At 55.0% G+C, this 21,213-nt stretch carries 20 protein-coding genes; 8 read left to right on the top strand and 12 right to left on the bottom strand.

Annotation, left to right across the window (positions count from 1 at the left end; genetic code table 11):
• Nucleotides 1–119 precede the first annotated feature (119 nt).
• Together SACSAC_RS12600 and SACSAC_RS12595 are read left to right on the top strand one after the other, a co-directional pair.
• A complete protein-coding gene (locus SACSAC_RS12600) occupies nt 120–1,721 on the top strand; it encodes a histidine kinase N-terminal 7TM domain-containing diguanylate cyclase (protein ID WP_037286859.1) in 1,602 nt (533 codons plus the stop codon).
• An 85-nt stretch (nt 1,722–1,806) separates the two neighbouring features.
• Nucleotides 1,807–3,306, top strand: coding sequence for an amidase (locus SACSAC_RS12595; RefSeq protein WP_037286856.1), 1,500 nt, complete (start codon nt 1,807–1,809; stop codon nt 3,304–3,306).
• 67 nt (nt 3,307–3,373) lie between these two features.
• On the opposite strand, the gene SACSAC_RS12590 is transcribed toward SACSAC_RS12595, so the two are convergent.
• Both SACSAC_RS12590 and SACSAC_RS12585 read right to left on the bottom strand, forming a co-directional pair.
• Nucleotides 3,374–3,736, bottom strand: coding sequence for a nuclear transport factor 2 family protein (locus tag SACSAC_RS12590; protein WP_037286853.1), 363 nt, complete (start codon nt 3,734–3,736; stop codon nt 3,374–3,376).
• Between the two features lie 20 nt (nt 3,737–3,756).
• The gene (locus SACSAC_RS12585; protein WP_037286850.1) at nt 3,757–4,689 is read right to left on the bottom strand and encodes a helix-turn-helix transcriptional regulator; all 933 of its coding nucleotides are present in this window, start codon (nt 4,687–4,689) and stop codon (nt 3,757–3,759) included.
• A 124-nt stretch (nt 4,690–4,813) separates the two neighbouring features.
• Here SACSAC_RS12585 and SACSAC_RS12580 point away from each other — a divergent pair, with 124 nt between their 5' ends.
• Both SACSAC_RS12580 and SACSAC_RS12575 read left to right on the top strand, forming a co-directional pair.
• Nucleotides 4,814–5,269, top strand: coding sequence for a pyridoxamine 5'-phosphate oxidase family protein (locus SACSAC_RS12580; protein WP_037286847.1), 456 nt, complete (start codon nt 4,814–4,816; stop codon nt 5,267–5,269).
• 99 nt (nt 5,270–5,368) lie between these two features.
• Entirely contained in the window at nt 5,369–6,280 is a 912-nt protein-coding gene (locus tag SACSAC_RS12575) for a DUF72 domain-containing protein (RefSeq protein WP_037286843.1), read from the top strand.
• 92 nt (nt 6,281–6,372) lie between these two features.
• Here the strand turns inward: SACSAC_RS12575 and SACSAC_RS12570 are convergent, their stop codons facing one another.
• The gene (locus SACSAC_RS12570) at nt 6,373–6,960 is read right to left on the bottom strand and encodes a nitroreductase family protein (RefSeq protein WP_037292747.1); all 588 of its coding nucleotides are present in this window, start codon (nt 6,958–6,960) and stop codon (nt 6,373–6,375) included.
• A 389-nt stretch (nt 6,961–7,349) separates the two neighbouring features.
• On the opposite strand from SACSAC_RS12570, the gene SACSAC_RS12565 reads away from it, so the two are divergent.
• On the top strand, nt 7,350–8,849 hold the full coding sequence (locus tag SACSAC_RS12565; protein ID WP_037286841.1) for an alpha-amylase: 1,500 nt from the start codon (nt 7,350–7,352) through the stop codon (nt 8,847–8,849).
• Between the two features lie 28 nt (nt 8,850–8,877).
• Here the strand turns inward: SACSAC_RS12565 and SACSAC_RS12560 are convergent, their stop codons facing one another.
• Complete coding sequence (locus SACSAC_RS12560) at nt 8,878–9,513, bottom strand: LysE/ArgO family amino acid transporter (RefSeq protein WP_037286838.1); 636 nt, start codon at nt 9,511–9,513, stop codon at nt 8,878–8,880.
• Nucleotides 9,514–9,625: 112 nt separating this feature from the next.
• On the opposite strand from SACSAC_RS12560, the gene SACSAC_RS12555 reads away from it, so the two are divergent.
• On the top strand, nt 9,626–11,071 hold the full coding sequence (locus SACSAC_RS12555) for an aminotransferase-like domain-containing protein (RefSeq protein WP_037286835.1): 1,446 nt from the start codon (nt 9,626–9,628) through the stop codon (nt 11,069–11,071).
• Between the two features lie 408 nt (nt 11,072–11,479).
• Here SACSAC_RS12555 and SACSAC_RS12550 read toward each other — a convergent pair whose 3' ends face one another.
• The 3 genes from SACSAC_RS12550 to SACSAC_RS12540 all read right to left on the bottom strand — a co-directional run bounded on the left by SACSAC_RS12550 (nt 11,480) and on the right by SACSAC_RS12540 (nt 13,391).
• Nucleotides 11,480–12,043, bottom strand: a complete 564-nt coding sequence (locus SACSAC_RS12550) for a hypothetical protein (RefSeq protein ID WP_156950995.1) — start codon at nt 12,041–12,043, stop codon at nt 11,480–11,482.
• A gap of 326 nt (nt 12,044–12,369) precedes the next feature.
• Nucleotides 12,370–13,002: a pyroglutamyl-peptidase I gene (locus SACSAC_RS12545; protein WP_037286831.1), complete on the bottom strand. Its 633-nt coding sequence runs from the start codon at nt 13,000–13,002 to the stop codon at nt 12,370–12,372.
• A gap of 20 nt (nt 13,003–13,022) precedes the next feature.
• Complete coding sequence (locus tag SACSAC_RS12540) at nt 13,023–13,391, bottom strand: potassium channel family protein (RefSeq protein WP_037286828.1); 369 nt, start codon at nt 13,389–13,391, stop codon at nt 13,023–13,025.
• 523 nt (nt 13,392–13,914) lie between these two features.
• On the opposite strand from SACSAC_RS12540, the gene SACSAC_RS12535 reads away from it, so the two are divergent.
• On the top strand, nt 13,915–14,433 hold the full coding sequence (locus tag SACSAC_RS12535) for a hypothetical protein (protein WP_037286826.1): 519 nt from the start codon (nt 13,915–13,917) through the stop codon (nt 14,431–14,433).
• Nucleotides 14,434–14,550: 117 nt separating this feature from the next.
• Here SACSAC_RS12535 and SACSAC_RS12530 read toward each other — a convergent pair whose 3' ends face one another.
• A complete protein-coding gene (locus SACSAC_RS12530) occupies nt 14,551–16,482 on the bottom strand; it encodes an acyltransferase family protein (protein ID WP_037286824.1) in 1,932 nt (643 codons plus the stop codon).
• Nucleotides 16,483–16,695: 213 nt separating this feature from the next.
• Between SACSAC_RS12530 and SACSAC_RS12525 the strand changes: the two genes are divergently transcribed.
• Entirely contained in the window at nt 16,696–17,277 is a 582-nt protein-coding gene (locus tag SACSAC_RS12525) for a hypothetical protein (protein WP_037286820.1), read from the top strand.
• A gap of 114 nt (nt 17,278–17,391) precedes the next feature.
• Here the strand turns inward: SACSAC_RS12525 and SACSAC_RS12520 are convergent, their stop codons facing one another.
• From SACSAC_RS12520 to SACSAC_RS12505, 4 genes are read right to left on the bottom strand one after another with little or no spacing between them, the layout of a single operon-like run.
• The gene (locus SACSAC_RS12520; RefSeq protein WP_037286817.1) at nt 17,392–18,462 is read right to left on the bottom strand and encodes an ABC transporter substrate-binding protein; all 1,071 of its coding nucleotides are present in this window, start codon (nt 18,460–18,462) and stop codon (nt 17,392–17,394) included.
• Nucleotides 18,459–19,280 (bottom strand): ABC transporter permease, encoded by an 822-nt coding sequence (locus SACSAC_RS12515; protein ID WP_037286815.1) that lies wholly within the window; start codon nt 19,278–19,280, stop codon nt 18,459–18,461. The genes SACSAC_RS12520 and SACSAC_RS12515 overlap by 4 nt, the downstream gene beginning before the upstream one ends.
• Entirely contained in the window at nt 19,277–20,095 is an 819-nt protein-coding gene (locus SACSAC_RS12510; RefSeq protein ID WP_037286811.1) for an ABC transporter permease, read from the bottom strand. The genes SACSAC_RS12515 and SACSAC_RS12510 overlap by 4 nt, the downstream gene beginning before the upstream one ends.
• A complete protein-coding gene (locus SACSAC_RS12505; protein ID WP_037286809.1) occupies nt 20,085–21,209 on the bottom strand; it encodes an ABC transporter ATP-binding protein in 1,125 nt (374 codons plus the stop codon). Before SACSAC_RS12505 ends, SACSAC_RS12510 begins: the two co-directional genes overlap by 11 nt.
• Between the last annotated feature and the right edge of the window lie 4 nt (nt 21,210–21,213).

Here is a 21,213-nt window from a genome sequence, read left to right as displayed (position 1 = left end):
CGGATAAATTTCGTTTTTCCTTTGCGGCGAAGCGCCTTTACGGCGCTTTTTTGTGTTATGATTTTCATGCTATTTCGGCGTGCGCATCACTATTTTAATAGACGGGAGCTTCTGCGTTCATGAATGCCGCCTTCTCTACTTTCATTGCCCTGTTTGCCATTTCCGGCGTGCTCAGCATTTTGCTTGCTCTATACAGCTCCGTTCAAAAAACGCGCTTCTCGGGGATGCATCTCTTCGTATTGATGTCGGTCGCGACGGCGATTTATACGTTCGGCAGCTCGATGGAGCTTGCCAGCTCTTCATTGGAAAAAATCAAGTTCTGGATTTCGTTCGAGTATCTGGGACTGCCGTTTATCTCGCCGCTGAACCTTCTGGTCGTGATCCATTATGTCGGTCGCGAACGTTTGACGACGCCCCGCGCCGCGTTCGGCATTTTATTGATTCCCGCGATCACTTCCGTCCTCATGCTGACCAACGATCTGCACGGACTCGTCTACCAGAGCATGGAACTGCGCGCCGACGCGCCGTGGCCGCTCGTCGATTTCGTCATGGGTTTTTGGTATGTCGTCAACGGCAGTTACACGCTCGGATGCGGCTTGGTCGGCATGTGGCTGCTGGCTCGGCATATGCGTCAGACGCTCAACGTGTACCGCAAGCAGACCTTGACGATGTTCCTCGGCCTTTTTCTTCCGATCGGAACTTCCCTCATCTATATCATGAATCTGACCCCTTACCATATCGATCCTGTTCCCGCCACGATGAGTTTGACCAACCTGCTGTACTGCTGGTCCATTTTGTCCGCGGGAATGCTGACGTCGACGCCGGTCGTGCGCGAAAACATTTTGGAAAGCATGCGTGACGGCGTGATCGTGCTTGATCCCGCCGGAAGAATCGCCGATTACAACAAGGCTGCTTCGCTGATGTTTCCGTTTCTGACTCCCGAGCAGATCGGTGCCGCGGCTAAAGAGGTGTTTCCCCGCAAACAGCTCCGATCCGAAGATGCCGACATGCGATTCCTTGAAGCCGAAGAGCGGCAGATCGAATGGCTGGAAAAAGGCGAAATCCGATATTACCGCACCCGCTCTTCGCCTGTGCATCATCGGCGCGGCGGCACCTACGCAGGACGCACGCTTGTTATCCTGGACGTGACGGAGAACGTTCTGCTCCATCGCAAGCTGGAACGGATGGCCACTCACGACGGCATGACACAAATTTATAACCGGACGCACTTCGTCGAATGCTCCGAAAAGCTGTTGGCCGAGTCCTGGCAAACGCTCGAACCCCTGACGATCGCGCTATTCGACATCGACCGATTCAAGCTGATCAACGATACGTACGGACATGACGTAGGCGATACCGTCATCCGCCACGTCGTGCACGCATGCAAGATCTACTTGGGCGACAAAGACGTGTTCGGTCGCTACGGCGGCGAAGAATTCGCGCTGTGCATGCCGGGACGCTCGCTCGACGACGCATTCAAGCTGCTCGAATGCGTGCGGCGGGAGCTGGATTCCGGTCCCGTGATGACCGCGGCCGGTCCCGTAAGCGTCACGGCCAGCTTCGGCCTGACGGAAGCCCGGATCGGTCTTCCGCTCAAAATGCTGACCAAGATGGCGGACGATGCCTTGTATCTTGCCAAACAGAGCGGTCGCAACAATGTGCAAATCTCTTACGACACGGGCGAAGACGCCGAAATCTCAGGCAGCGCGACTTTGGCTTAAAGCGCTTGGCTTTTACTCGAAAGAACGCGGTCGATCGGAAGCTTTGCGGTCCTTTTATAATTTTTCTTAGAAAGAAGGAGCTGTCATGAAATTCGAACAATACGTCCAATACGATGCCGTCGGCTTAGCGGAACTGCTGCGCAAGCGCGAGGTGTCAGCCTCTGAATTGGCGGAAGCCGCCTTTGCCAGAATGGACGAAGTCAATCCCTCGCTGAACGCCGTGGTGCGCGAACGCCGAGCCGCTGCGCTTCAGGAAGCGGCTTCCGCTCCTCTTCCGGACGCGGACCGCCCATTCTCGGGCGTGCCTTATCTGCTCAAAGACATCTCGCAGGCTTTGGCCGGAGAACCGTTAACGTCCGGTTCCGCGTTACTTCAAAACAACATCCCAAGCCGCGACTCCAACTATGTCGCACGCATTCGGGCAGGCGGCTTTATTCCGCTCGGACATACGAACACGCCCGAATTCGGTTTGAAAAACATCACCGAGCCGACGCTGCACGGGCCTGCCCGCAACCCATGGAATCCGCAGTATTCCCCGGGAGGCTCCAGCGGCGGTGCATCGGCCGCTATCGCTTCGGGCATCGTGCCCGCCGCCGGCGCCAGCGACGGCGGCGGTTCGATCCGCATCCCCGCCTCCTTCACCGGCCTGTTCGGCCTCAAGCCGACGCGCGGCAGAACCCCGGTCGGCCCCGGCGTCGGCCGGCAATGGCAGGGCGCGTCGATCGACTTCGCCTTGTCGCGCACTGTTCGCGACAGCGCCGCGCTGCTGGATCTGCTGCAAGTCTTGCAGCCGGAAGCCGCTTTCCAGACGCCTCTGTACCCAGGCGTCTACGCCCGAGACATGCTGGCGCCTCATTCGCGCCCGCTGCGGATTGCTTTCACGACCGCTTCGCCGGTCGGATCGCCCGTCAGCGAAGATGCCGTGCAAGCCGTGCTTCAGACGGTAAAATGGCTTGAAAATCAAGGCCATCACGTCGAAGAAAAGCTCAGCCCCGTCAACGGCGTCCGCCTGATGGAGAACTACTACACCATGAACGCAGGCGAAGTCTCCGCCATGTTCATCTCTTTGGAACGGATGCTGGGGCGCGCGATCCGCCCGGACGAAGTCGATATCATCACCTGGGTGTTCGCCGAAGCCGGCAAAAACGTATCCGCCGCCGAATTCGTGCACAGTCTCAACGAATGGGACGTGGCAGCCGCGCAAATGGCCGAACTATCCGCCCGCTACGATCTGTACGTGACGCCCGCGACCGCCTTCCCCGCTCCTCGGGTCGGCGAACTTACCCATACGCCGGAGACGGCTGCGCCCTGGATGAACGTCAGCGAACTGTCAGCCAACGAACAGCGCCGGATGCTGTACGACATATTCGAGCGCAGCCTGGCCTTCACCCCGTTCACCCAGCTTGCCAACCTGACCGGACAACCCGCAACCAGCTTGCCGCTGCATCTGACCGAAGACGGCCTCCCCCTCGGCGTCCAGATGATCGCGGCCAAAGGCCGCGAAGACCTTCTACTCCAAGTCGCCACACAATTGGAACAATCCGATCTGTGGGTAGGAATGAAAGGAAACCCGATGCTAAACTAAAACCTATTTCTTTTCATTCCCCCTCAACTCACCCAAAAAAAGACGCCCTCCCAAGGAGAGCGTCTTTTTACTCATTCACGAACCATGCCGCGCGAATCAATCCTTCGCTCGTCTCATAGATCGCGGCTGCCTGAAGCACGCGATCCGAGCCTGCCTGAGTCACCTCTTCATGATCGATCACGCGGCTGCCGATTACCATGCGGTTCACCAGCTTCGCCTGTACTTGATCTACCGCAAACCGCTTGCGATAACGCTCCCGCATCGCTTCGCGACCTTCTGCCATCAGCGTTCCGTCCAGCAGATTGTACAGCTTGGCATCCTCCGCATAGACCGCCAGAAACCCTTCCAGATCATGCGCGTTGTAGTTCTCCAATTGAAGCTGCACCAATTCTTCCGCCGACCGCTCAGGCCCTTTTTGTTCGTTTGCCATCGGTATTCCTCCTATTCCTCTCACGCTTCTCCATACAATCGATATAATGCGACAACACGCTTTCGCAGCTCGTCGCGCACCGGCTTCGGCGCCACGCATTCGCAGCCTGCGCCGAAGCCGAGCAACAAGCGATAGCCCGCATCATCCGGTACAAACGGAAACCGCACCCGATAAAAGTTGCCTTCCCGCTCGACCCGATCCCATGAGCAATAGTCACGCACTGCGGGAAAAGCCTCTTCGCTTACCCGCAGCTCGATGTCCGACTCGTTTCGGCTCATCCGCTCCACGAATTCGTCCATCGCTTCCGGCGGCTTATCGGTCTGTTCAAACTGTTCTTCCGTCACCTTAAGCTCCGACATCCGCGACAGCCTGAACAATCGGAATTGCTGCCGCTCCAAGCAAAATCCCTGCATATACCGGTGTTCTTTGAACAACAGCCGATAAGGACGGACTCGCCGCTCGCCCGTCCTTCCCGCGCGGTCCGCATAATCGAACACGACAACCCGTTGCTGCCGGATCGCGCTTTGAACAATTTTGAGCAGGGACGCACTGCCGTCGTTTCCGTTCCACGGGCGCAGATCGATCCGCATGCTTTGCGCTTGCCGGAACAGGTCTGCCGCAGCCTGCTCGGGAATCAGACTTTGGATTTTGGCGAGCGCATGCGAGACCTCATCGCCGCCGAGCACTGAAGCGACTCCGTCCAGTCCGGTAAGCAACGCCACAAGTTCCGGAACCGTGAACGATCTTTGATCCACTTTGTAACGTTCCATGATACCGAATCCGCCTCCGACACCGGGGAAGGAAACGACAGGAATCCCGGCCCGATTAATGGCTTCGATATCGCGATACACGGTTCTTCGGGAAACTTCGAACAATTCCGCCAACTCCTGCGCCCCGACCCTTTTCCTCTCCAACAATAGCATCACCGTTGAAACCAGCCGTCCGGTTCTCATCCGCTTTCCTTCTTTCATCTATTAAGCAACTCGCCAACTTCTTTATTTTGAATTGCTGCCATACCGCTGTCAACATCATCCGTTATGCTCGAAAGGTGTCCAACTCATTGAGGAGGTTTTTTTAATGACCGAACTTTCGAACTTGCACCTGTATCAAAAGATTTTGCAACAAACCGAGAAATTGGGTTTAGCCACTTCCGTCGATCAGATCCCGCATGTCCGTATCGTGAATTTCGTGCAGGATCCGCAAAAGCCGGGCCTTTTATTATTCGCTTCCGACCGGACAAACGACAAAGTCGCCGAGCTGACCGCCAATCCGAATATCGCGTTCACCACCGTTCCGGCCGAAGGCATTGCCCATGTTCGTTCGCACCAAGCGACGGTCAAGCGCAGCCGGTACAGCGTTCGTGAAGCCGCGCCTTTTTTCGTTGCCAAAATTCCCGGTTACGACGACACGATCGAGCAGATCGGAGACAGTCTGGACGTATTCGAGATTCAAATCCGTGAAGCGATTCTCGTATCCGGCTTCGAAGAACCGATACGGCTGCTTTTCGACGAGTCTGCGAATTTCCCCGGATAGTGCACCCGACTCCCGATTGCCTGGACGACGTTACGTGTAATAATGAGAGCATGTACACGCTGACACCCAACGTCCCATCCATGCAAGGAGGAGATTTCCATCATCACTGTCGGATTGACCAATTTCAGCGACCATGACGAGCTTTACGGGAAAAAGAAGCCCGCCGAGCGATTGCCTGCCTACAGCGAGACGTTCAAAGTGGTGGAGCTGGACAGCTCTTTTTACGCGATCCAACCCGTGAAAAACTACGAGAAGTGGGTGTCGCAGACGCCGGATGACTTCGGGTTCGTGATCAAGGCGTATCAAGGCATGACTGATCATCTTCGCGGCAAAAAGAATTACTTCGATACCGCCGAAGAAATGTTTGCTGCTTTTCACACCAGTCTGGAACCCGTCATCGATGCCAAAAAGCTTACGATGACGCTGTTCCAATACCCGCCCTGGTTCGACTGCACCCGCGAGAACGTCGAGAAGCTGCGCATCACGCGTGAATTCATGAAAGATATTCCCTGCGCGCTCGAATTCCGGCATCAGTCGTGGTACTCCCCGCAGTTCCAGGACAAGACGCTCGATTTTATGCGCAAAGAAGGCTGGATTCAGACCGTGGTCGACGAACCCCAGGCCGGCAGCGGCTCGATTCCGATCATCGCCCGGGCGACCAGCGACGAAGCGACGTACGTCCGCATGCACGGGCGCAACGTGGGCGGCTGGCATAAGAGCAGCGATCCGAATTGGCGCAAGCTGCGCTATCTGTACCGCTACAGCACCGAGGAACTGAAGGAATGGCGCGACATCCTGCTGGATCTGGAAAAGCAGTCCAAGCACGTCTACGTCGCCTTCAACAATAACTCCGACAAGGATGCCACGCCGAACGCTCTGGAACTGATGGAGCTGCTCGGCCAGCCGATTCCGGCAGGAGCGCCGTGGCCGCCGCAGGAACAGAAGCAATCGGAGAATGAGCAACAGGAGAAGCCCGAGCAACCGGAAGTTCAGCAAGAAAAACTTTTCTAAACCCTGCCAAAAAGACCGCTCCAGCGCCGGTTGACGCGGATAGAGCGGTCTTTTTCTCCTCTTATTCCATGTATGAAATCCCTACCTGTACCTTATCCGAACCACTTCAAACGATCCTCGAGCGGCTTAAATTGCTTCTCTCCAGCCGGAGCCGTGATCTTGCCGAACGGCATCTGCGCGACCAGTTTCCAACTTTCGGGGATGTCCCATTCCGGCTTGACCTTCTCGTCGATCAGCGGATTGTAGTGTTGGAGCGAAGCGCCGTAGCCTTCCGCTTCCAGCAGCGTCCAGATCGCGTACTGGTGCATGCCCGAAGATTGCTGCGACCAGATCGGGAAGTTGTCCTGATACGCCTGGAACTGCTCCTGCATGCCGCGAATAACCGACTCGTCCTCGAAAAAGAGAATCGTGCCGTAGCCTGCTTTGAAGCTATCCATTTTTTCCTGCGTAGGACCGAAGTTGCCTTCCGGCACGATCTCTTTCAAGATGTTCGTCGTGAACTCCCATAGTTTGTCGTGATGTTCGCCGAGCAAAACGACGACGCGCGCGCTTTGCGAGTTGAACGCGGACGGCACATGCAGCAGCGCCTGTTCGATCAATTCGCGGATTTTTTCATCGGATGCGGTCTGTTCCTTGCTGATTCCGTAGATACTGCGTCTGTTTCTCATCAGTTCCAGCATGTTTTCGGTCGTCAAGTGAAACGCCTCCTCAAAGTAAGTAATCCGTTGGCGGGTGCTTGTACAAACAACCCATCGTATCATTAACCGTACCGGCGGATCCCCCAAGCAGAAGCTGCCTATTTTTATCGCGGAAAAATCGTAGAAATCGGCATACGAAAACGCGTTCGCTAAAAAATGAGTCGTTCGTCCGTAAACTTCGTTTAGCTCTATGGTTCTTTTGGGTAACTTTTAGTATTCCGGCCAGCAAGCGAGTTGATCGCGCGTTTAGCCGGAATACAATCGAATGCAAAAGGCTTCTCAGCCTTCTCTCCCTGTTCCCGAAGCTTAAAGGCTTCGGACACCTGGTAGCATTTGCGAATCTAATCGAACCCAAGGAGGCTTTTTTTGTTATGGCCGCAAATCATACGATGATGCAGTTTTTTGAATGGCACGTGGATGCAGACGGACAGCACTGGAATCGACTGAAAGAAATGGCGCCCGAACTGAAAGCCTGGGGAATCGATTCCGTCTGGATCCCGCCCGTTACCAAAGGACAATCCGCAGAAGACACCGGTTACGGCATATATGACCTGTACGATCTGGGCGAATTTGACCAGAAAGGCACGGTCCGAACCAAATACGGTACGAAAGAAGAGCTAAAAAGCGCCATCGCCGCCTGCCACGAATTCGGCATTGCCGTCTACGTCGATCTCGTCATGAACCACAAGGCCGGCGCGGACGAAACGGAACGCTTCAAAGTGGTCGAAGTCGATCCCAACGATCGCAACCAAGTCATCTCCGAAGAACCGTTCGAGATCGAAGGCTGGACCAAGTTCACGTTCCCCGGCCGCGGCGACCAGTATTCGGACTTCAAGTGGGACCATCGTCATTTCAACGGAACCGACTTCGATAACGCGACCGGCAACAACGGCATCTACCGCATCGGCGACGAAAATCGGAGCTGGGATCAAAAGGTCGACGGCGAATTCGGCAACTATGATTACCTCATGTTCGCCAATATCGATTACAGCTTGCCGGAAGTTCGCCAGGAGATGATGAGCTGGGGACGCTGGCTGGTGGATACCCTGCAATGCAGCGGATATCGCCTAGACGCCATCAAACATATCAATCATGACTTTATCCGCGAATTCGCCGGAGACATGATCCGCAAACGCGGCGAAGATTTCTATATCGTCGGCGAGTTCTGGAATAACGATCTGAATGCCTGCCGGGAGTTTCTGGATACCGTGGATTACCGCATCGACCTGTTCGACGTCTCGCTGCACTATAAGCTGCACGCGGCCTCCCAATCGGGCAATGCGTTCGACCTGACGCGGATCTTCGACGATACGCTCGTTCAGACGCACCCGCTGCACGCGGTTACTTTCGTGGATAACCATGATTCCCAACCGGGCGAATCTCTCGAATCGTGGGTCGACGACTGGTTCAAGCCGCTGGCTTACGCCTTGATTCTGCTGCGGCGCGACGGCTATCCTTGCGTGTTCTACGGCGACTACTTCGGCATCGGCGGCGAACACCCGATCGACGGTAAAAAAGACATGATCGATCCGCTGCTGCATGCGCGTTGTCAAAAAGCTTACGGCGAGCAAGAAGACTACTTCGATCATCCCAACACCATCGGATGGGTGCGCCGGGGCAGCGAAGAATTCCCGGGTTCCGGCTGCGCCGTCGTGCTCACCAACGGCGAAGAAGGTCAAAAGCACATGAATGTCGGTCCGGAGCGTTCAGGCGAAGAATGGATCGACCTGACAGGCAACCGCGAGGACAAGATCACGATCGGGGAAGACGGATTTGCCGACTTCCCGGTAAACGGAGGCAGCGTATCGGTCTGGGGTCTTCCGTACGACGATCAGAATCGGGATTGCGCGGCAGACGATGACGCTAAGTAAAGGACAATTTCACCTGCTCCATGCGTTCTTAACCAAGCAACGCGTCCGAGAACAACTGCCACAGCAGAACTAGCGCCGTGCCCCAGATGAATAGGGCTGAACAACGGTTGAACAAACCCATCACCCGGCCGTGACCGTCGAATCGGCGCAGCACCGAACCCGCACAGGCCAGACCGATAAACCACAGCCACGACACCACGATGCAAGCTAAGGTGAAACGGATCTTGGCATCGCCTTCGTAGGCCAATGCGCTCGTTCCGATCACGCCGATCGTGTCGAGCAGCGCATGCGGATTCAACAGCGACACGGACACGGCAAACAGGATTTGTTTGGAAGAGGGAAGCGCGCGTGCGCTTCCCTCTTTGCTGTTTTCAGCCGCATCGGAGCGCGTACGCCAGAGCATAAAACCCATATACGCGAGAAACAAGACACCGGCCAGCATCAGCACCATGCGCAGCGCTTCAAACTGCAAGACGACGGCCGAAACTCCAAATACGGCGAGCACAATCAACAAAGTATCACATAGCGAAGCCGCAAGCACTGCCGGAATAGCCCGGGGCAGACGAGGCTGGGCCGCTCCCTGCGTAAAGACAAACACATTCTGTACTCCAAGCGGCAAAATCAATCCAAGAGCTAATATGAATCCGTGCAATACAGCTTCCATGATGAACATCGACTCCTTTTCCTCTTCCATGTTACGATGCACAGAAGAAATGAAAACCGCCAATTGGACGGATATTTACCCACCCAATTTTTCGGAGCAAAGGAGATCTCGCATGGATTGGAAACTGTCTTCGCATCCGCATCATACGCTGCAAGCTCAGATTGTCGCCCTGATCACCGAACGCATTGAACAAGGCGATTGGGTGGCCGGAACGCGATTGCCCGCGCAGCGCGAACTGGCTATGCGCTTCGGCGTGAACCGCAGCACGGTCCAAGCCGCACTTGACGAGTTAAAAGCCGACGGCCTGCTTGAGACCAGACGCGGCTCCGGCGCCTACGTCTCCGGCAGTGCCTGGAATGCTCTTCTTGCCCGTTCCCAGCCGAATTGGCAACGGCATATCCGCACGAGCGTGCACAGGCCGAATCTGCATACGATTCGCCTAATCAACGAAAGCGAACCCGATCCGTCTTTTATTCGCCTCGGAACGGGCGAACTCTCGCCGGAACTGCTGCCTGCCAAGCAACTGGAACAATCCCTGCACGACCTCAAGCTCGACCCTCGTGCACTCGGCTATTCCGAACCGCTCGGCAGCTTGAGACTGCGTCTGGCGATCTGCAACAAACTTGCGGCAATAGGCATTCATGCGCAACCGGATCATGTCTGCATCGTCTCGGGGGCGCTCCAAGCGCTGCAATTAATTTCGGTGGGCCTTCTGGAAGAAAGATCGGCGGTGTTTCACGAATCGGCTTCGTACCTGAACTCGGTCCATCCTTTTCAATCGGCCGGGATGCGCATGTTGACCTTCCAACCGGATTCGTCAGATGCCCGGGAACGTTTAGCCAGAGCAGGAAGCGGGCGTCAGTCTCTGCTGTATGCGGTACCGACCTTGAACAACCCTACAGGACGGAGTTGGACCGGGAAGGAGCGCGGCGCCGTTTACGATGCTTGTTCCGATCTGCGCATTCCCATCGTCGAAGACGACGTTTATCGGGACTTGCTGTTCGCGCCGGGCTTGCCGCCGATCAAAGCCTCCGACTCTTCCGGGCAGGTGCTGTATTTGGGAAGCCTGTCCAAGTCGCTGAGTCCGGGACTGCGCATCGGCTGGATCGTCGCGCCCTCTCCCGTCATCGCTCGACTCGCCGACGTGAAAATGCAGACCGACTACGGCTCCAGTGCTTTTTCCCAAGAAATTGCGGCTCACTGGCTGGAATCCGGATTGTATGCGCATAATGCCTGGCAATTGCGGAGCGAGCTTCAGGCACGAGCCGTTTTTGCGGAACAAGCTCTGCATGACAGATTTGGCGAATTTGCCGATTGGGAGAAGCCGGAAGGCGGATTTTACATCTGGCTGCGCTTCCGACACCCGATTGCGGACAAAAGCTTTTTCCGGCGTTTGCTGGATCGGAAAGTGCTGATTAATCCGGGTTATATTTACGCGCCCGGCGATCTGCATCATATTCGCTTCTCGTATGCCTACGCTTCGCAGGCGGAAATGATCACGGGACTGGATATTCTTCGGGACGAAGTCATGCGTTCGCTCTCGAATCCGAACAGGTAAAAGCCAACAAAAACCCGATGCGCACGGAGGATGCGACCGGGTTTTTGTTGGGGTTGAAATGAAATTAGGCTGAGAGACCTTTCAAAAAAAGCAGACGACAGACAGGGGAGAATGCCGTCCAGGAGTCATCGGCTGCACCTTCCTCGCGGCAATCTTCGCCTTGTTCCCTGATCCGCGTGTGGTCGGATCGGCAACAAAACAAGCTGCGACGGGCGGATGGAAGATGTCGCCTGTCCCTATTCGGTCCGGTGGATAGAACCGGTTGCCTACTGCTCTTCTATTGTAAACTTACTTGTTGAATATTAGCTGAATGTCAGCTGAAAGTTTGTTGAATGCCGGTAAACATGAAGAAGCCCCCGCTCTCGGCGCATGCCGAAAGCAAGGGCTTCCGGAAGCGGGACTTCCGGTTTAGATACTGACGTCAAAGTTGCGGCCGACTTTCGCGGCGCGGGTTGTTTCCGAACGGTTTTCCCAAGGTTGCACCGTACCCGGAGCCGTTGGCGCCGAATAGAGCGAACCTGGAGAATCGAACGAACCCAGCATGGCGCGAGCATAATCGTCTCCGCCTTTCGGAGCCGGCATCCTACCCGCAGACGCAACCTGCTGGGCGGCCTCTTCTTGATCTTCCTCAGGGAGCGCAAATACGGGTTCTTCCCGCTGCTGTTCCTGGTCGGAGTGTTCTCGCTCCGGACGTCCCTGAACCGTGAATTCAGGACGTTCTCCGTTCGCCGCATCCAGCAGGGCAATATGCCGCTCAAGCAGTGCGATATGCCGCCGAATGCGCATTGCCCGCTGGTCCCGATCCGCAACCGAAGCGGGAAGCTGAAGCACGCGGGACAGTTCGGCTTCCAAGCTGACCTTCCGATTTTCCAACGGCGCTTTTCCATGACGGCTCGGCGTGTACGAAGTGTTTAAAGCTGCAAGACCTCCAATTGGAGAGATGGAACCCATTCTGCCTTGTATACTGCTCATTGAAGCCATCCGCCTTTCTCTTGATGAAAAAATGAAAAACGTCGAATGTTACATGCGCATGCATAACCCGTCAACTCGTGCGTTCCGCTTGTTTCAAACCAGTGTTCATCGTTTATGCGACTGGGCTATCCAAAGTTACTCGGGTTGCCCGAGGGGCTTTTTTGGTTAGAGTTGAGTAAATAGTGCAAAATATGCTGATTTCCGTATACATTACCCCGTTCAAACCTTTTGTAACGCTAAAAGCCAAAAAACTTGCAAAATCCGACAAAACCGGATGATGCAAGCAATTTGGCGAGCAGCATCGAAATGCGGATACTGCCTCATATTCAGTTTGTTTGTTGATCGCGAACCGCTTGAGCCGTTACGTTAATCATAATTCGAAGACCTTCAAGCAACGTTTCCTGGGGGAGCGAAGGCAACGCAGGCTTAAGAGCGGATAAACGGGTCGACGCCGGAAAATGGACAAAACCCGCGAGCGTGTTCATCTGCTTTTCCTTTAATGCATCCAGTAAGGCATACATCGTGTTGTTGCAAATGTAAGTTCCGGCGGTATTCGAGACGGAAGAAGGAATATCGGCTGCACGAAGTTCCTCCACCATGCGCCGGATCGGCAAAGTCGCGAACAAACCGTCCGGACCGTCTTCGCGGATCGGTTCGTCGTGCGGACTGCGCCCTCCGTTGTCCGCATAGCTCTCCGTATCTTTGATGTTGATCGCGACACGCTCAGGCGTAACGGCCGTACGTCCCGCAGCCAGACCGCAAGCAATTACCGCATCCGGTTGCAGGCGTTCCGTCTCCGCAAGCAGTCGATCGGCGCAATCGTCATAACGCACGGGCAATAACAGCGTATGTATCTCGATGCCCTCGAACGTCTCTTCGGCAATCCGCTCCAGCAGCTCTTGGGTCGGATTGATCGGCGAATCGCCAAAAGGCTCAAAGCCGGAAATCAAAATTTTCATTACGGACCACTCCCAATCGGTTATGATGTAGACTTTTTGCTCTTATCCGAATCTCCGTCCTCCTCGCGCCGCTTCTCCTTAAAGATCGCGTAGGCGATATGCAGCATCAGGCCCAGGAAGATTCCCGTACCCGCCAGAACATAGACCATCGTAAACACTTTGCCCAGACTCGTCGTCGGCACAAAGTCGGGATGTCCGACCGTGCTGAGCGTCATGACGCAGAAATATAACGCGTCCACGATCGTCAGCCCTTCTTCCCGCACGTAGAAAATGGTCCCTGATATCAAGAAAATCAGCGCGAGAACAAATAAAGCCTGAAAGTTCTTGGAGCGAAAGGCTCTGAAGATCCCTCCAATCAGGCGTTTCAATGTCAATAAAAACGAAATCATGCATGCCCCTCCTCCGAATTGGAATCACGCTCCTGCTTTTCTTCTTTCTAACCTAACTTGATCGAAGGTCAAGACGCAACCCCTAATCAAAGTCAAACTCGTACCGTACCCGCTTAAGATGTTAGGTTGCGACCTTCGAAAACCTTATACGGGATGCGGTCAAGGTACTCGCACTCCTTATCCGACTAGGGCGTGTATGCAAACTCCGACGGAAGCAGATTTTGTTGATTTTTCGTTCTCAGCAAGGAAGTTTTCCGAAGGCGTGCTGGGGCACGTCGAGGGGAACTGACGCGGCCTTTGGTGGATGACGACACGCTTCAAGTCGACATCCACGGAGGGTGAAAAGGCAGTAAAAGATGCACATCGTTGAGTTTGCGTGCACGCCCTAAGGCTGTAAATCGGTCTTGAGACCGAGAGCTTTTCAATCCGCTGGACGAGGTGCTTGGATGCCGGAAAAGCGTATAGTGGATGTAGACTTCGACGTGCCGACGTGCACGATCAAACAAACAGAGGAGAGGTTGTTATGTCAAAGAAAGCGATTCTGGGTCCGCTGCTGATTCTGCTGGGTGCGTATTTGCTGCTTGGACAAGGGACGGGCATGAATTCGGGCATGATCTTCGCGTACTTCTGGGCTTCCTTATTTATTCTTCCGCTCGGCTTGTTCTTCCACTGGATGTATTTCTCCATGACTCACGGCAGAATGCCAGGTCTGCTGATTCCCGGCGGCGTGCTGGTAACGGTTGCGATCGTCTGCCAGGTTGCTATGCTATTCAACAGTTGGGATGTCATGTGGCCCGGATTCATTCTGGCTCCGGCTATCGGCCTGCTCGAATTCTATTTCTTCGGCGGACGTAATCGTTGGCTGCTCATCCCGATCAATATCCTGACTGTGATTTCGCTGCTGTTCTTCGCCGTATTCTCGATCGAAGCCTTGACGACGCGCACGTTCATGGAACAACCGCTGCTCGCCTTCGTATTGATTGGCTTTGGCGCGCTGCTGCTGATTCCTTTCAACAAAAGATCCAAGGCCTCCAAATTCTGAAAGCCGCTCCACTCGGAGCTTCAACAAAAAAGACCGCGTTTCGCCAGATGCGAAACGCGGTCTTTTTTCGTTCACTCTCCGCTACAGGACCAGAGCGCGTCTTCAAGCTTTGGAAGCTTACGATTCGCCTTTCAGCGCTTCCACTAGTAACTGCGTATACGCCCGTGCCCCGGCCGGCATCAAATGCACGCCGTCCCTGGCAAAATAATCATCGCGTCCCGCGCTCGCCGAGTACCAATCCACAAGCAGGATTCGGTCATCCCGCTGCGCGGCGTTCTGCAAGGTACTGTTCACGACGCTCTCCCACGGACGCGGCACGCGGGTATTCACCAATATAATTTTGGTGGCGTCCGGCAGTTTCGCCAGCAGATTGTTCATCTGCTCGTCGGTAAACGAACCGTTCGTTCCGAGCTGGATCAATACCGTCGTTCCCATCTGTCCTTGTGCATCCAACTGATCCACAAGGGCCGGAGCCTGAGACATTTGTCGACCGACCAAGCCGTCGACCGTAATTCCCGGCAGCGCCTCCTCCAGATAAGGCTGAATATCGAGCATCACGGAATCCCCGATTGCCGTCATGCCGACGCCCGTACCGGCCGGCAGGATCGTCTGCGCCGCTTCGCCGTTTGCAGGGTCAACCGTGCCGGCTGTCTCCGCTTGACCACCGACGGGAGCAACCTCCGTCGCCTGCGTTCCCGCAGCCGGAATATCCGTCCCCGCATAAGGCGTTTGAGCTTCGGCCGGCGGAGCAAGTCGAGTCATCGCAAAGCCGAGAATCAGCACGAGCGCCACCGATCCGCCCAATGTGCCCGCTAAACGTTTACGCCCGACGCCAGGTTCCTTCATGACGCGGCGCCACCATTTCCCGAACTCGCCTGTACGAACAGGCTGCTCGATATAGCGGTAAGACAAAGCAGCCAATACGAAACTCGCAATCAATTGCAGCACGATGCGAAGCATATTCGGTCCTCCCGTATTGACGAGCGGAGTGGTCAACACGATGACCGGATAATGCCAGAGGTACAGTCCGTACGAACGGGCGCCGATCCAACGCAGCGTCCTCGTTCCCAATACGCGGCCGAGCCGGCATGCCGGGTGCGCCAGAGCGGCAACAAGAATCGTCGTTGCCAGCGACAACAGAACCATGCCGCCGCGATACAGGAACGTGCCGTAATCGTTGGATTTGAAAATCAACACCGCAATGACGATCAAGCAGATCGTCGCCGTAATATCCAGCGTCTTCGTGGCCGACTTCGAGATGTTCGTTTTGAGCTTGCGGCTCGGCCATACGACCGCCAGCGCCGCCCCGATCAACAGCGAAAACAGACGCGTATCCGTGCCGTAATAAACCCGGCTCGGATCTTCGCCCGGGCGGTACATGATCGCCATCGCCAGTGCCGAAGCCAATGCAAGTCCCGCCAACACCAGCGCAAGCTTGCCCCGGTTCTTTTGAGCCAGAATCAAGCCGATTCCAAGCAGGATCGGCCAGAAGATATAGAATTGCTCTTCGACGGCAAGCGACCATAAATGCCCGAGCGGCGAGAGCGGGCCGAAGCTTTGGAAGTACGAAACTTCATGGAAGATCGACCACCAGTTACTGTAGTAGAGCAGCGCGGCGGGCACGTCCCCGATCATGGCGGGCAGCCTTGTACGGTCGACGACCAACGACCATAGAATCGTCACCAGCACGACCGCCAACATGGCGGGCAGCAACCTTTTCGCCCGACGAATCCAAAAATCCTTCATATCGAACTTTCCGGTCCGGTCCCATTGCGCCAACAAAATGTCCGTGATCAAGTAGCCGGATAACACAAAGAACATCGTGACGCCCAGCAGACCGCCGGGTGCCCATTCCGTATGAAGATGATAGGCAATGACGGCCAACACGGCGAGCGCGCGCAATCCGTCAAGCCCCGGCATATAACGTCCGGCGCTGGGCTTGGGCTGTTCGGACGCCGGATTTCTTCGGCCGGACGGTCGGGAGTCTTCCCTACCGTACCGCCTATTTTCACTTTTCGCTTCATTGCCTGCGTGTTGTCCGTTAATCATGGCCTCTGCCCTTTCGGTGATTCGGATTTATGTAGGACCTTGTCGGGTTCGAACCTACGACTGTGAATATGCTAACCCCTATTATAAGCAGGTCGCGCGTTTATATCCAGAATGAGACCGTTTTTTTCCAGAACGGAATTCGGATGCAACTTTTTCCTTATTCGAAGCTTCTTATAGAGTATGAGCTAAAAACATCAAGGAGGCTTTGAATTCATGAATACTTTCTCACGCAAAACGCTGATTTTAAGCTTGGTCGGCACTTTGCTTCTGTCAGCATGCGGACATTCGGATTCTTCGCTTCAATCAGCAGACGATCGGAAAGATCCTCCCGCCGCGGAAAGTCCGGTAAGCGCGCTGGCCGACCCTGCGCAGGCGGAAGCAGACGCGGATTCGACGGCAAACGAAAATACGGAGGAGATCGGCGAGTCCGATTTCGAACCCGGCGTTTTTATTGATTTCGATGCGCGCGAAGAAAGCTTTTTGAACGAAGAGATCATCTCCAAGATGAAAACCAACCTTAAAGCCATCGCAGACCGGGACCGTGAAAGGTTCAAAGAAATTCTGCAGGACGATCCCGCCCAAAACAGAGGATTAAGCTACTTTTTCAGCGCCGGCGACAAACAGTTCATGTTTTACGATTTGGATCTGGTCGAACAGCACGAGGATCTCGGGCAAATCAGAATCGGCGTTCTTTTCGCGCGCAAGCAAGCCGATGACAGCATCGTCAATCAAGGCATCACTTACTTTTTCATGCAAAACGAAACAAACGAGTGGGAGATCGTGAACATCGATTAGGCCGCGTTCGCAAACAAACCTTTCGTCAAAACAAAAAGACCGTTTCCGAAACCGGAAACGGCCAATGTGTCGAGAATGTCCCATCCAGCATACGCTGGCAATTTCTCTCGCAGTTTACGACCCGTTCATCTTGAATTGCAGGAACAATTCATTGTAACGAACCAGCATCTTTTTCCCCAGGTTCTCGTATACTTCCAACCGCTCGGTCAGCTCGTCCGGCGGGTAGAATCGCTCGTCGCCCGAAATATCTTCCGGCAGCAATGCGAGCGCGGCGTCGTTAGGCGTCGAATAGCCGACATACTCCGTATTCTGCGCGTTCACTTCCGGATCGAGCATAAAGTTGATAAACTGCATCGCCCCGTCCACGTTTTGCGCCGTTTTCGGCACGACCATGTTATCGAAATACAGGTTTGAGCCTTCTTCCGGAACCACGTAATCCAGTTCCTCGTTCTCGCTCATGATCTCCGAAGCATCGCCCGAGAAGACGAGTCCCGCCGCCGCTTCGCCGTTCGCGAGCAGCAGTTTGATTTCGTCGCCCACGATCGCTTTGACGTTCGGCGACAGCTGCATCAGATGATCCAGCGCCTGCTGCAAATGCTCTTCGTTCGTATCGTTGAGCGAATAGCCTTGGCTAACAAGCCCGGTCCCGATCACTTCGCGCGCGCCGTCCGTCAGCAAAATATCGTTGCGAAGCGAAGGGTCCCACAGGTCTTCCCAGCTCTCGAACGTCAAATCCGTCAGGTTCGGGTTGTAGACCACCCCGAGCGTGCCCCAGAAGTACGGCATCGAATACTCGTTGCCCGGATCGAACGACAAATCCAAGAACTTCGGATCGATATGCTTCATATTCGGAATCTTGTCGTGATCGAGCGGAATCAGCAGCTTTTCTTCCCGCATCTTCTCGATCGCGTAATCGGACGGAACCGCGATATCGAACGTCGTGCCGCCCTGCTCGATCTTGGTCAGCATCGCTTCGTTCGAATCGAAGGTCTGATAAATCACCGTAATCCCTGTCTCTTCTTGGAAACGGTCAAGCAATTCCGGGTCGATATAATCGCCCCAGTTGTAGATCGTCAACGTGTTGCCGCTGCTGTAGCCCTGGCTGGAGTTCAAGCGGTTCGCGACAAGAATCAGCGCAAAAGCGACGACCAGAATCAGGATCAACGTACGCGTCATCGACTTCATTCCGGCACCCCCACTCGCGAAGCGGCTTCGGCCACTTTGCGCTTTTCACTGCGCCGCGTCGAGATGTAATAAGCCACGACGAGGAACAAGGTGAACAAGAAGATCAGCGTGGACAACGCATTGATCGACAGCGATACGCCCTGCCGCGCCCGCGAGTAGATTTCGACCGCCAGCGTGGAATAGCCGCTGCCGGTCACGAAGAACGTCACCGCGAAATCATCCAGCGAATACGTCAACGCCATGAAGAATCCGCTGAAGATACCCGGGCGTATAAACGGCAGGATGACCTTCGTCAGCACATCCCTTTTGCTGGCTCCGAGATCCCGGGCCGCGTCGATCAGCGTCGGACTCATTTCCTGAAGTCTCGGCAAGATCATTAGCACCGCAATCGGGATACTGAACGCCACGTGCGAGATCAGGACGGAGGCGAAGCCCAGCTTTACGCCGACCATCGTGAACAGGATCAGGAACGAAGCGCCGATAATGACGTCCGGGCTGACGATCAACACATTGTTGAGCGACAACAGCGTATTTTTGAAACGGGCACGCCGGATGTTCTCGATCGCCAGCGACCCGAATATCGCGATGATCGTGGCGATCGTCGACGACAACAGCGCGATAATCAGCGTGTTGATCACGATGATAATCAGACGCGTATCCGCAAAGACCTCTTTATACCAATCAAACGTAAAGCCTTCAAAATCATGCATGGTGCCGCCGCTGTTGAACGAATAGTACATCAGATACAGAATCGGCGCGTACAGCACGGCAAACACGAGTACCAGGTACAGATTGGAGATTCCGTTCTTCTTTCTCATCTCCGCACCCCCTTCTTGCTTCCGCCGGTTACGAACATGATCACGGCCATCGCCACGATCAGGAACACGGCGACGGTCGAGCCCATGCCCCAGTCCTGCGTCACCAGGAAGTGCTGCTCAATCGCGGTGCCGAGCGTGATGACCTTGTTGCCCGCGATCAGGCGCGTAATCATGAACAGCGACAGCGCCGGAATAAACACCGAGATGCAGCCCGACTTCACGCCCGACAGCGTTAATGGGAAAATGACCCGACGGAACGTAATCCAGCTTGATGCGCCCAGATCGCGTGCGGCGTCGGTCAACGATACATTCAATTCTTCAAGCGCGTTGTAGATCGGCATGATCATGAACGGCACGAAGATGTAGATCGATACGAACACGAAACTTCCGCTGGTGAACAGCAGCTGCTGCTCGCCGAAGCCGATCGCTCCGAGCAACGAGTTGATCGGACCGTACGTGCCGAAGATACCGATGAACGCGTACGTTTTCAGCAGCAGATTCATCCACGTGGGCAAAATAATCAGCAGCAGCCACAATTGTTTATGCTTGGTTCGCGTGAGCAAGTAAGCCGCCGGATACGCGATCAGCAGCGAAAACAGCGTGATCAGAAACGCGTACCAGAACGAACTCAGCGTCATTTTCAAATACACCGGGGTGAAAAAGTCGGCGTAATTGGCGAACGTAAAATTGCCTTCCACGTCGAAAAGCGAATAGTAAACGACCAGCACGACAGGCGCGATGACGAACAGCACCACCCACAAGTAATACGGAATGTAGGCGAGCGAACGCGCGTTTACGCTGCTCTTACCGTTCATGACTGCCAACCTCGACTTCTTCGTCCTCCTCGTACGCTTCCAGACGACGGTCGAACTCTTCTTCCGTTTCCCCGAAGCGCATGACGTGGATCGCTTCCGGGTCGAACGTCAGTCCGATCTGCGCGCCGACGTCGGCCCGCTTGGTCGAATGCACCAACCATTCCTGGCCGGATTCGTCATAGCAGCTAATTTCGTAATGCACGCCGCGGAACAGTTGCGTATCGACGCGCACCTTCAGCTTGCCGGCTTCCTGCGTCGTAATCTCCAGGTCCTCCGGACGAATGACGATCTCGATCGGCTCGCTTGCGCGCAGTCCGGCATCGACGCATTCAAATCGTTTCCCGTTGAACTCGACCAGATAATCCTCGATCATCACGCCCGGCACGATATTGGATTCTCCGATAAAGTCCGCCACGAAGCGGTTGATCGGCTCGTCGTAAATATCGTTCGGCGTGCCGCTTTGCTCGATCCGGCCTTCGTTCATGACAAAAATATAATCCGACATCGCCAAAGCTTCTTCCTGGTCGTGCGTGACGAAAATGAACGTGATGCCCAGACGCTGTTGCAGCTCGCGCAGCACGTACTGCATTTCGGTACGCAGCTTCAGGTCGAGCGCGGACAGCGGTTCGTCGAGCAGCAGCACTTCCGGCTCGTTCACGATCGCCCGTGCGATAGCGACGCGCTGCCGCTGACCGCCGGACATCTCGGTGATGCCGCGGTTTTCGTAGCCGTCCAGATTGACCATTTTGAGCGCTTCGGTCACTTTGGAGGCGATCACGTCTTTTTTCAGCTTTTTGATCCGCAGCCCGAAAGCGACGTTCTCGAATACGTTCAAATGAGGGAACAACGCGTAATCCTGGAAAACGGTGTTCACCTGTCTTTTCTCCGGCGGCACTTTATTGATCACTTTGCCGTCCAAGTAGATCGAGCCCGCCGTCGGTTCCATGAATCCTGCGATCATGCGCAAGATGGTCGTTTTGCCGCAGCCCGAAGGACCGAGCAGCGTATAAAATTTGCCCCGCTCGATTTCGAAATCGATATTTTTCAATACGGTCAATCCGTCGTCGTATCGCTTCATAATGGATTCGAAACGAATAATATGTGGCTCTGCGATGGCG

It is taken from the genome of Saccharibacillus sacchari DSM 19268, from assembly GCF_000585395.1.
GTDB lineage: Bacteria > Bacillota > Bacilli > Paenibacillales > Paenibacillaceae > Saccharibacillus > Saccharibacillus sacchari.
The sequence above is the reverse complement of the archived record's forward strand: the minus strand, read 5'-3'. Positions and strand labels throughout refer to the sequence as shown.

Excerpts from the sequence above, each read along its gene's own strand:
- SACSAC_RS12580 (WP_037286847.1), top strand. The coding sequence starts at position 4,814 with ATGACCGAACTTTCGAACTTGCACCTGTATCAAAAGATTTTGCAACAA.
- SACSAC_RS12565 (WP_037286841.1), top strand. The coding sequence starts at position 7,350 with ATGGCCGCAAATCATACGATGATGCAGTTTTTTGAATGGCACGTGGAT.
- SACSAC_RS12520 (WP_037286817.1), bottom strand. The coding sequence starts at position 18,462 with ATGAAGTCGATGACGCGTACGTTGATCCTGATTCTGGTCGTCGCTTTT.
- SACSAC_RS12600 (WP_037286859.1), top strand. The coding sequence starts at position 120 with ATGAATGCCGCCTTCTCTACTTTCATTGCCCTGTTTGCCATTTCCGGC.
- SACSAC_RS12530 (WP_037286824.1), bottom strand. The coding sequence starts at position 16,482 with ATGATTAACGGACAACACGCAGGCAATGAAGCGAAAAGTGAAAATAGG.
- SACSAC_RS12510 (WP_037286811.1), bottom strand. The coding sequence starts at position 20,095 with ATGAACGGTAAGAGCAGCGTAAACGCGCGTTCGCTCGCCTACATTCCG.
- SACSAC_RS12545 (WP_037286831.1), bottom strand. The coding sequence starts at position 13,002 with ATGAAAATTTTGATTTCCGGCTTTGAGCCTTTTGGCGATTCGCCGATC.
- SACSAC_RS12515 (WP_037286815.1), bottom strand. The coding sequence starts at position 19,280 with ATGAGAAAGAAGAACGGAATCTCCAATCTGTACCTGGTACTCGTGTTT.
- SACSAC_RS12535 (WP_037286826.1), top strand. The coding sequence starts at position 13,915 with ATGTCAAAGAAAGCGATTCTGGGTCCGCTGCTGATTCTGCTGGGTGCG.
- SACSAC_RS12570 (WP_037292747.1), bottom strand. The coding sequence starts at position 6,960 with ATGCTGGAACTGATGAGAAACAGACGCAGTATCTACGGAATCAGCAAG.
- SACSAC_RS12590 (WP_037286853.1), bottom strand. The coding sequence starts at position 3,736 with ATGGCAAACGAACAAAAAGGGCCTGAGCGGTCGGCGGAAGAATTGGTG.
- SACSAC_RS12525 (WP_037286820.1), top strand. The coding sequence starts at position 16,696 with ATGAATACTTTCTCACGCAAAACGCTGATTTTAAGCTTGGTCGGCACT.
- SACSAC_RS12550 (WP_156950995.1), bottom strand. The coding sequence starts at position 12,043 with ATGAGCAGTATACAAGGCAGAATGGGTTCCATCTCTCCAATTGGAGGT.
- SACSAC_RS12585 (WP_037286850.1), bottom strand. The coding sequence starts at position 4,689 with ATGAGAACCGGACGGCTGGTTTCAACGGTGATGCTATTGTTGGAGAGG.
- SACSAC_RS12555 (WP_037286835.1), top strand. The coding sequence starts at position 9,626 with ATGGATTGGAAACTGTCTTCGCATCCGCATCATACGCTGCAAGCTCAG.
- SACSAC_RS12595 (WP_037286856.1), top strand. The coding sequence starts at position 1,807 with ATGAAATTCGAACAATACGTCCAATACGATGCCGTCGGCTTAGCGGAA.
- SACSAC_RS12540 (WP_037286828.1), bottom strand. The coding sequence starts at position 13,391 with ATGATTTCGTTTTTATTGACATTGAAACGCCTGATTGGAGGGATCTTC.
- SACSAC_RS12560 (WP_037286838.1), bottom strand. The coding sequence starts at position 9,513 with ATGGAAGCTGTATTGCACGGATTCATATTAGCTCTTGGATTGATTTTG.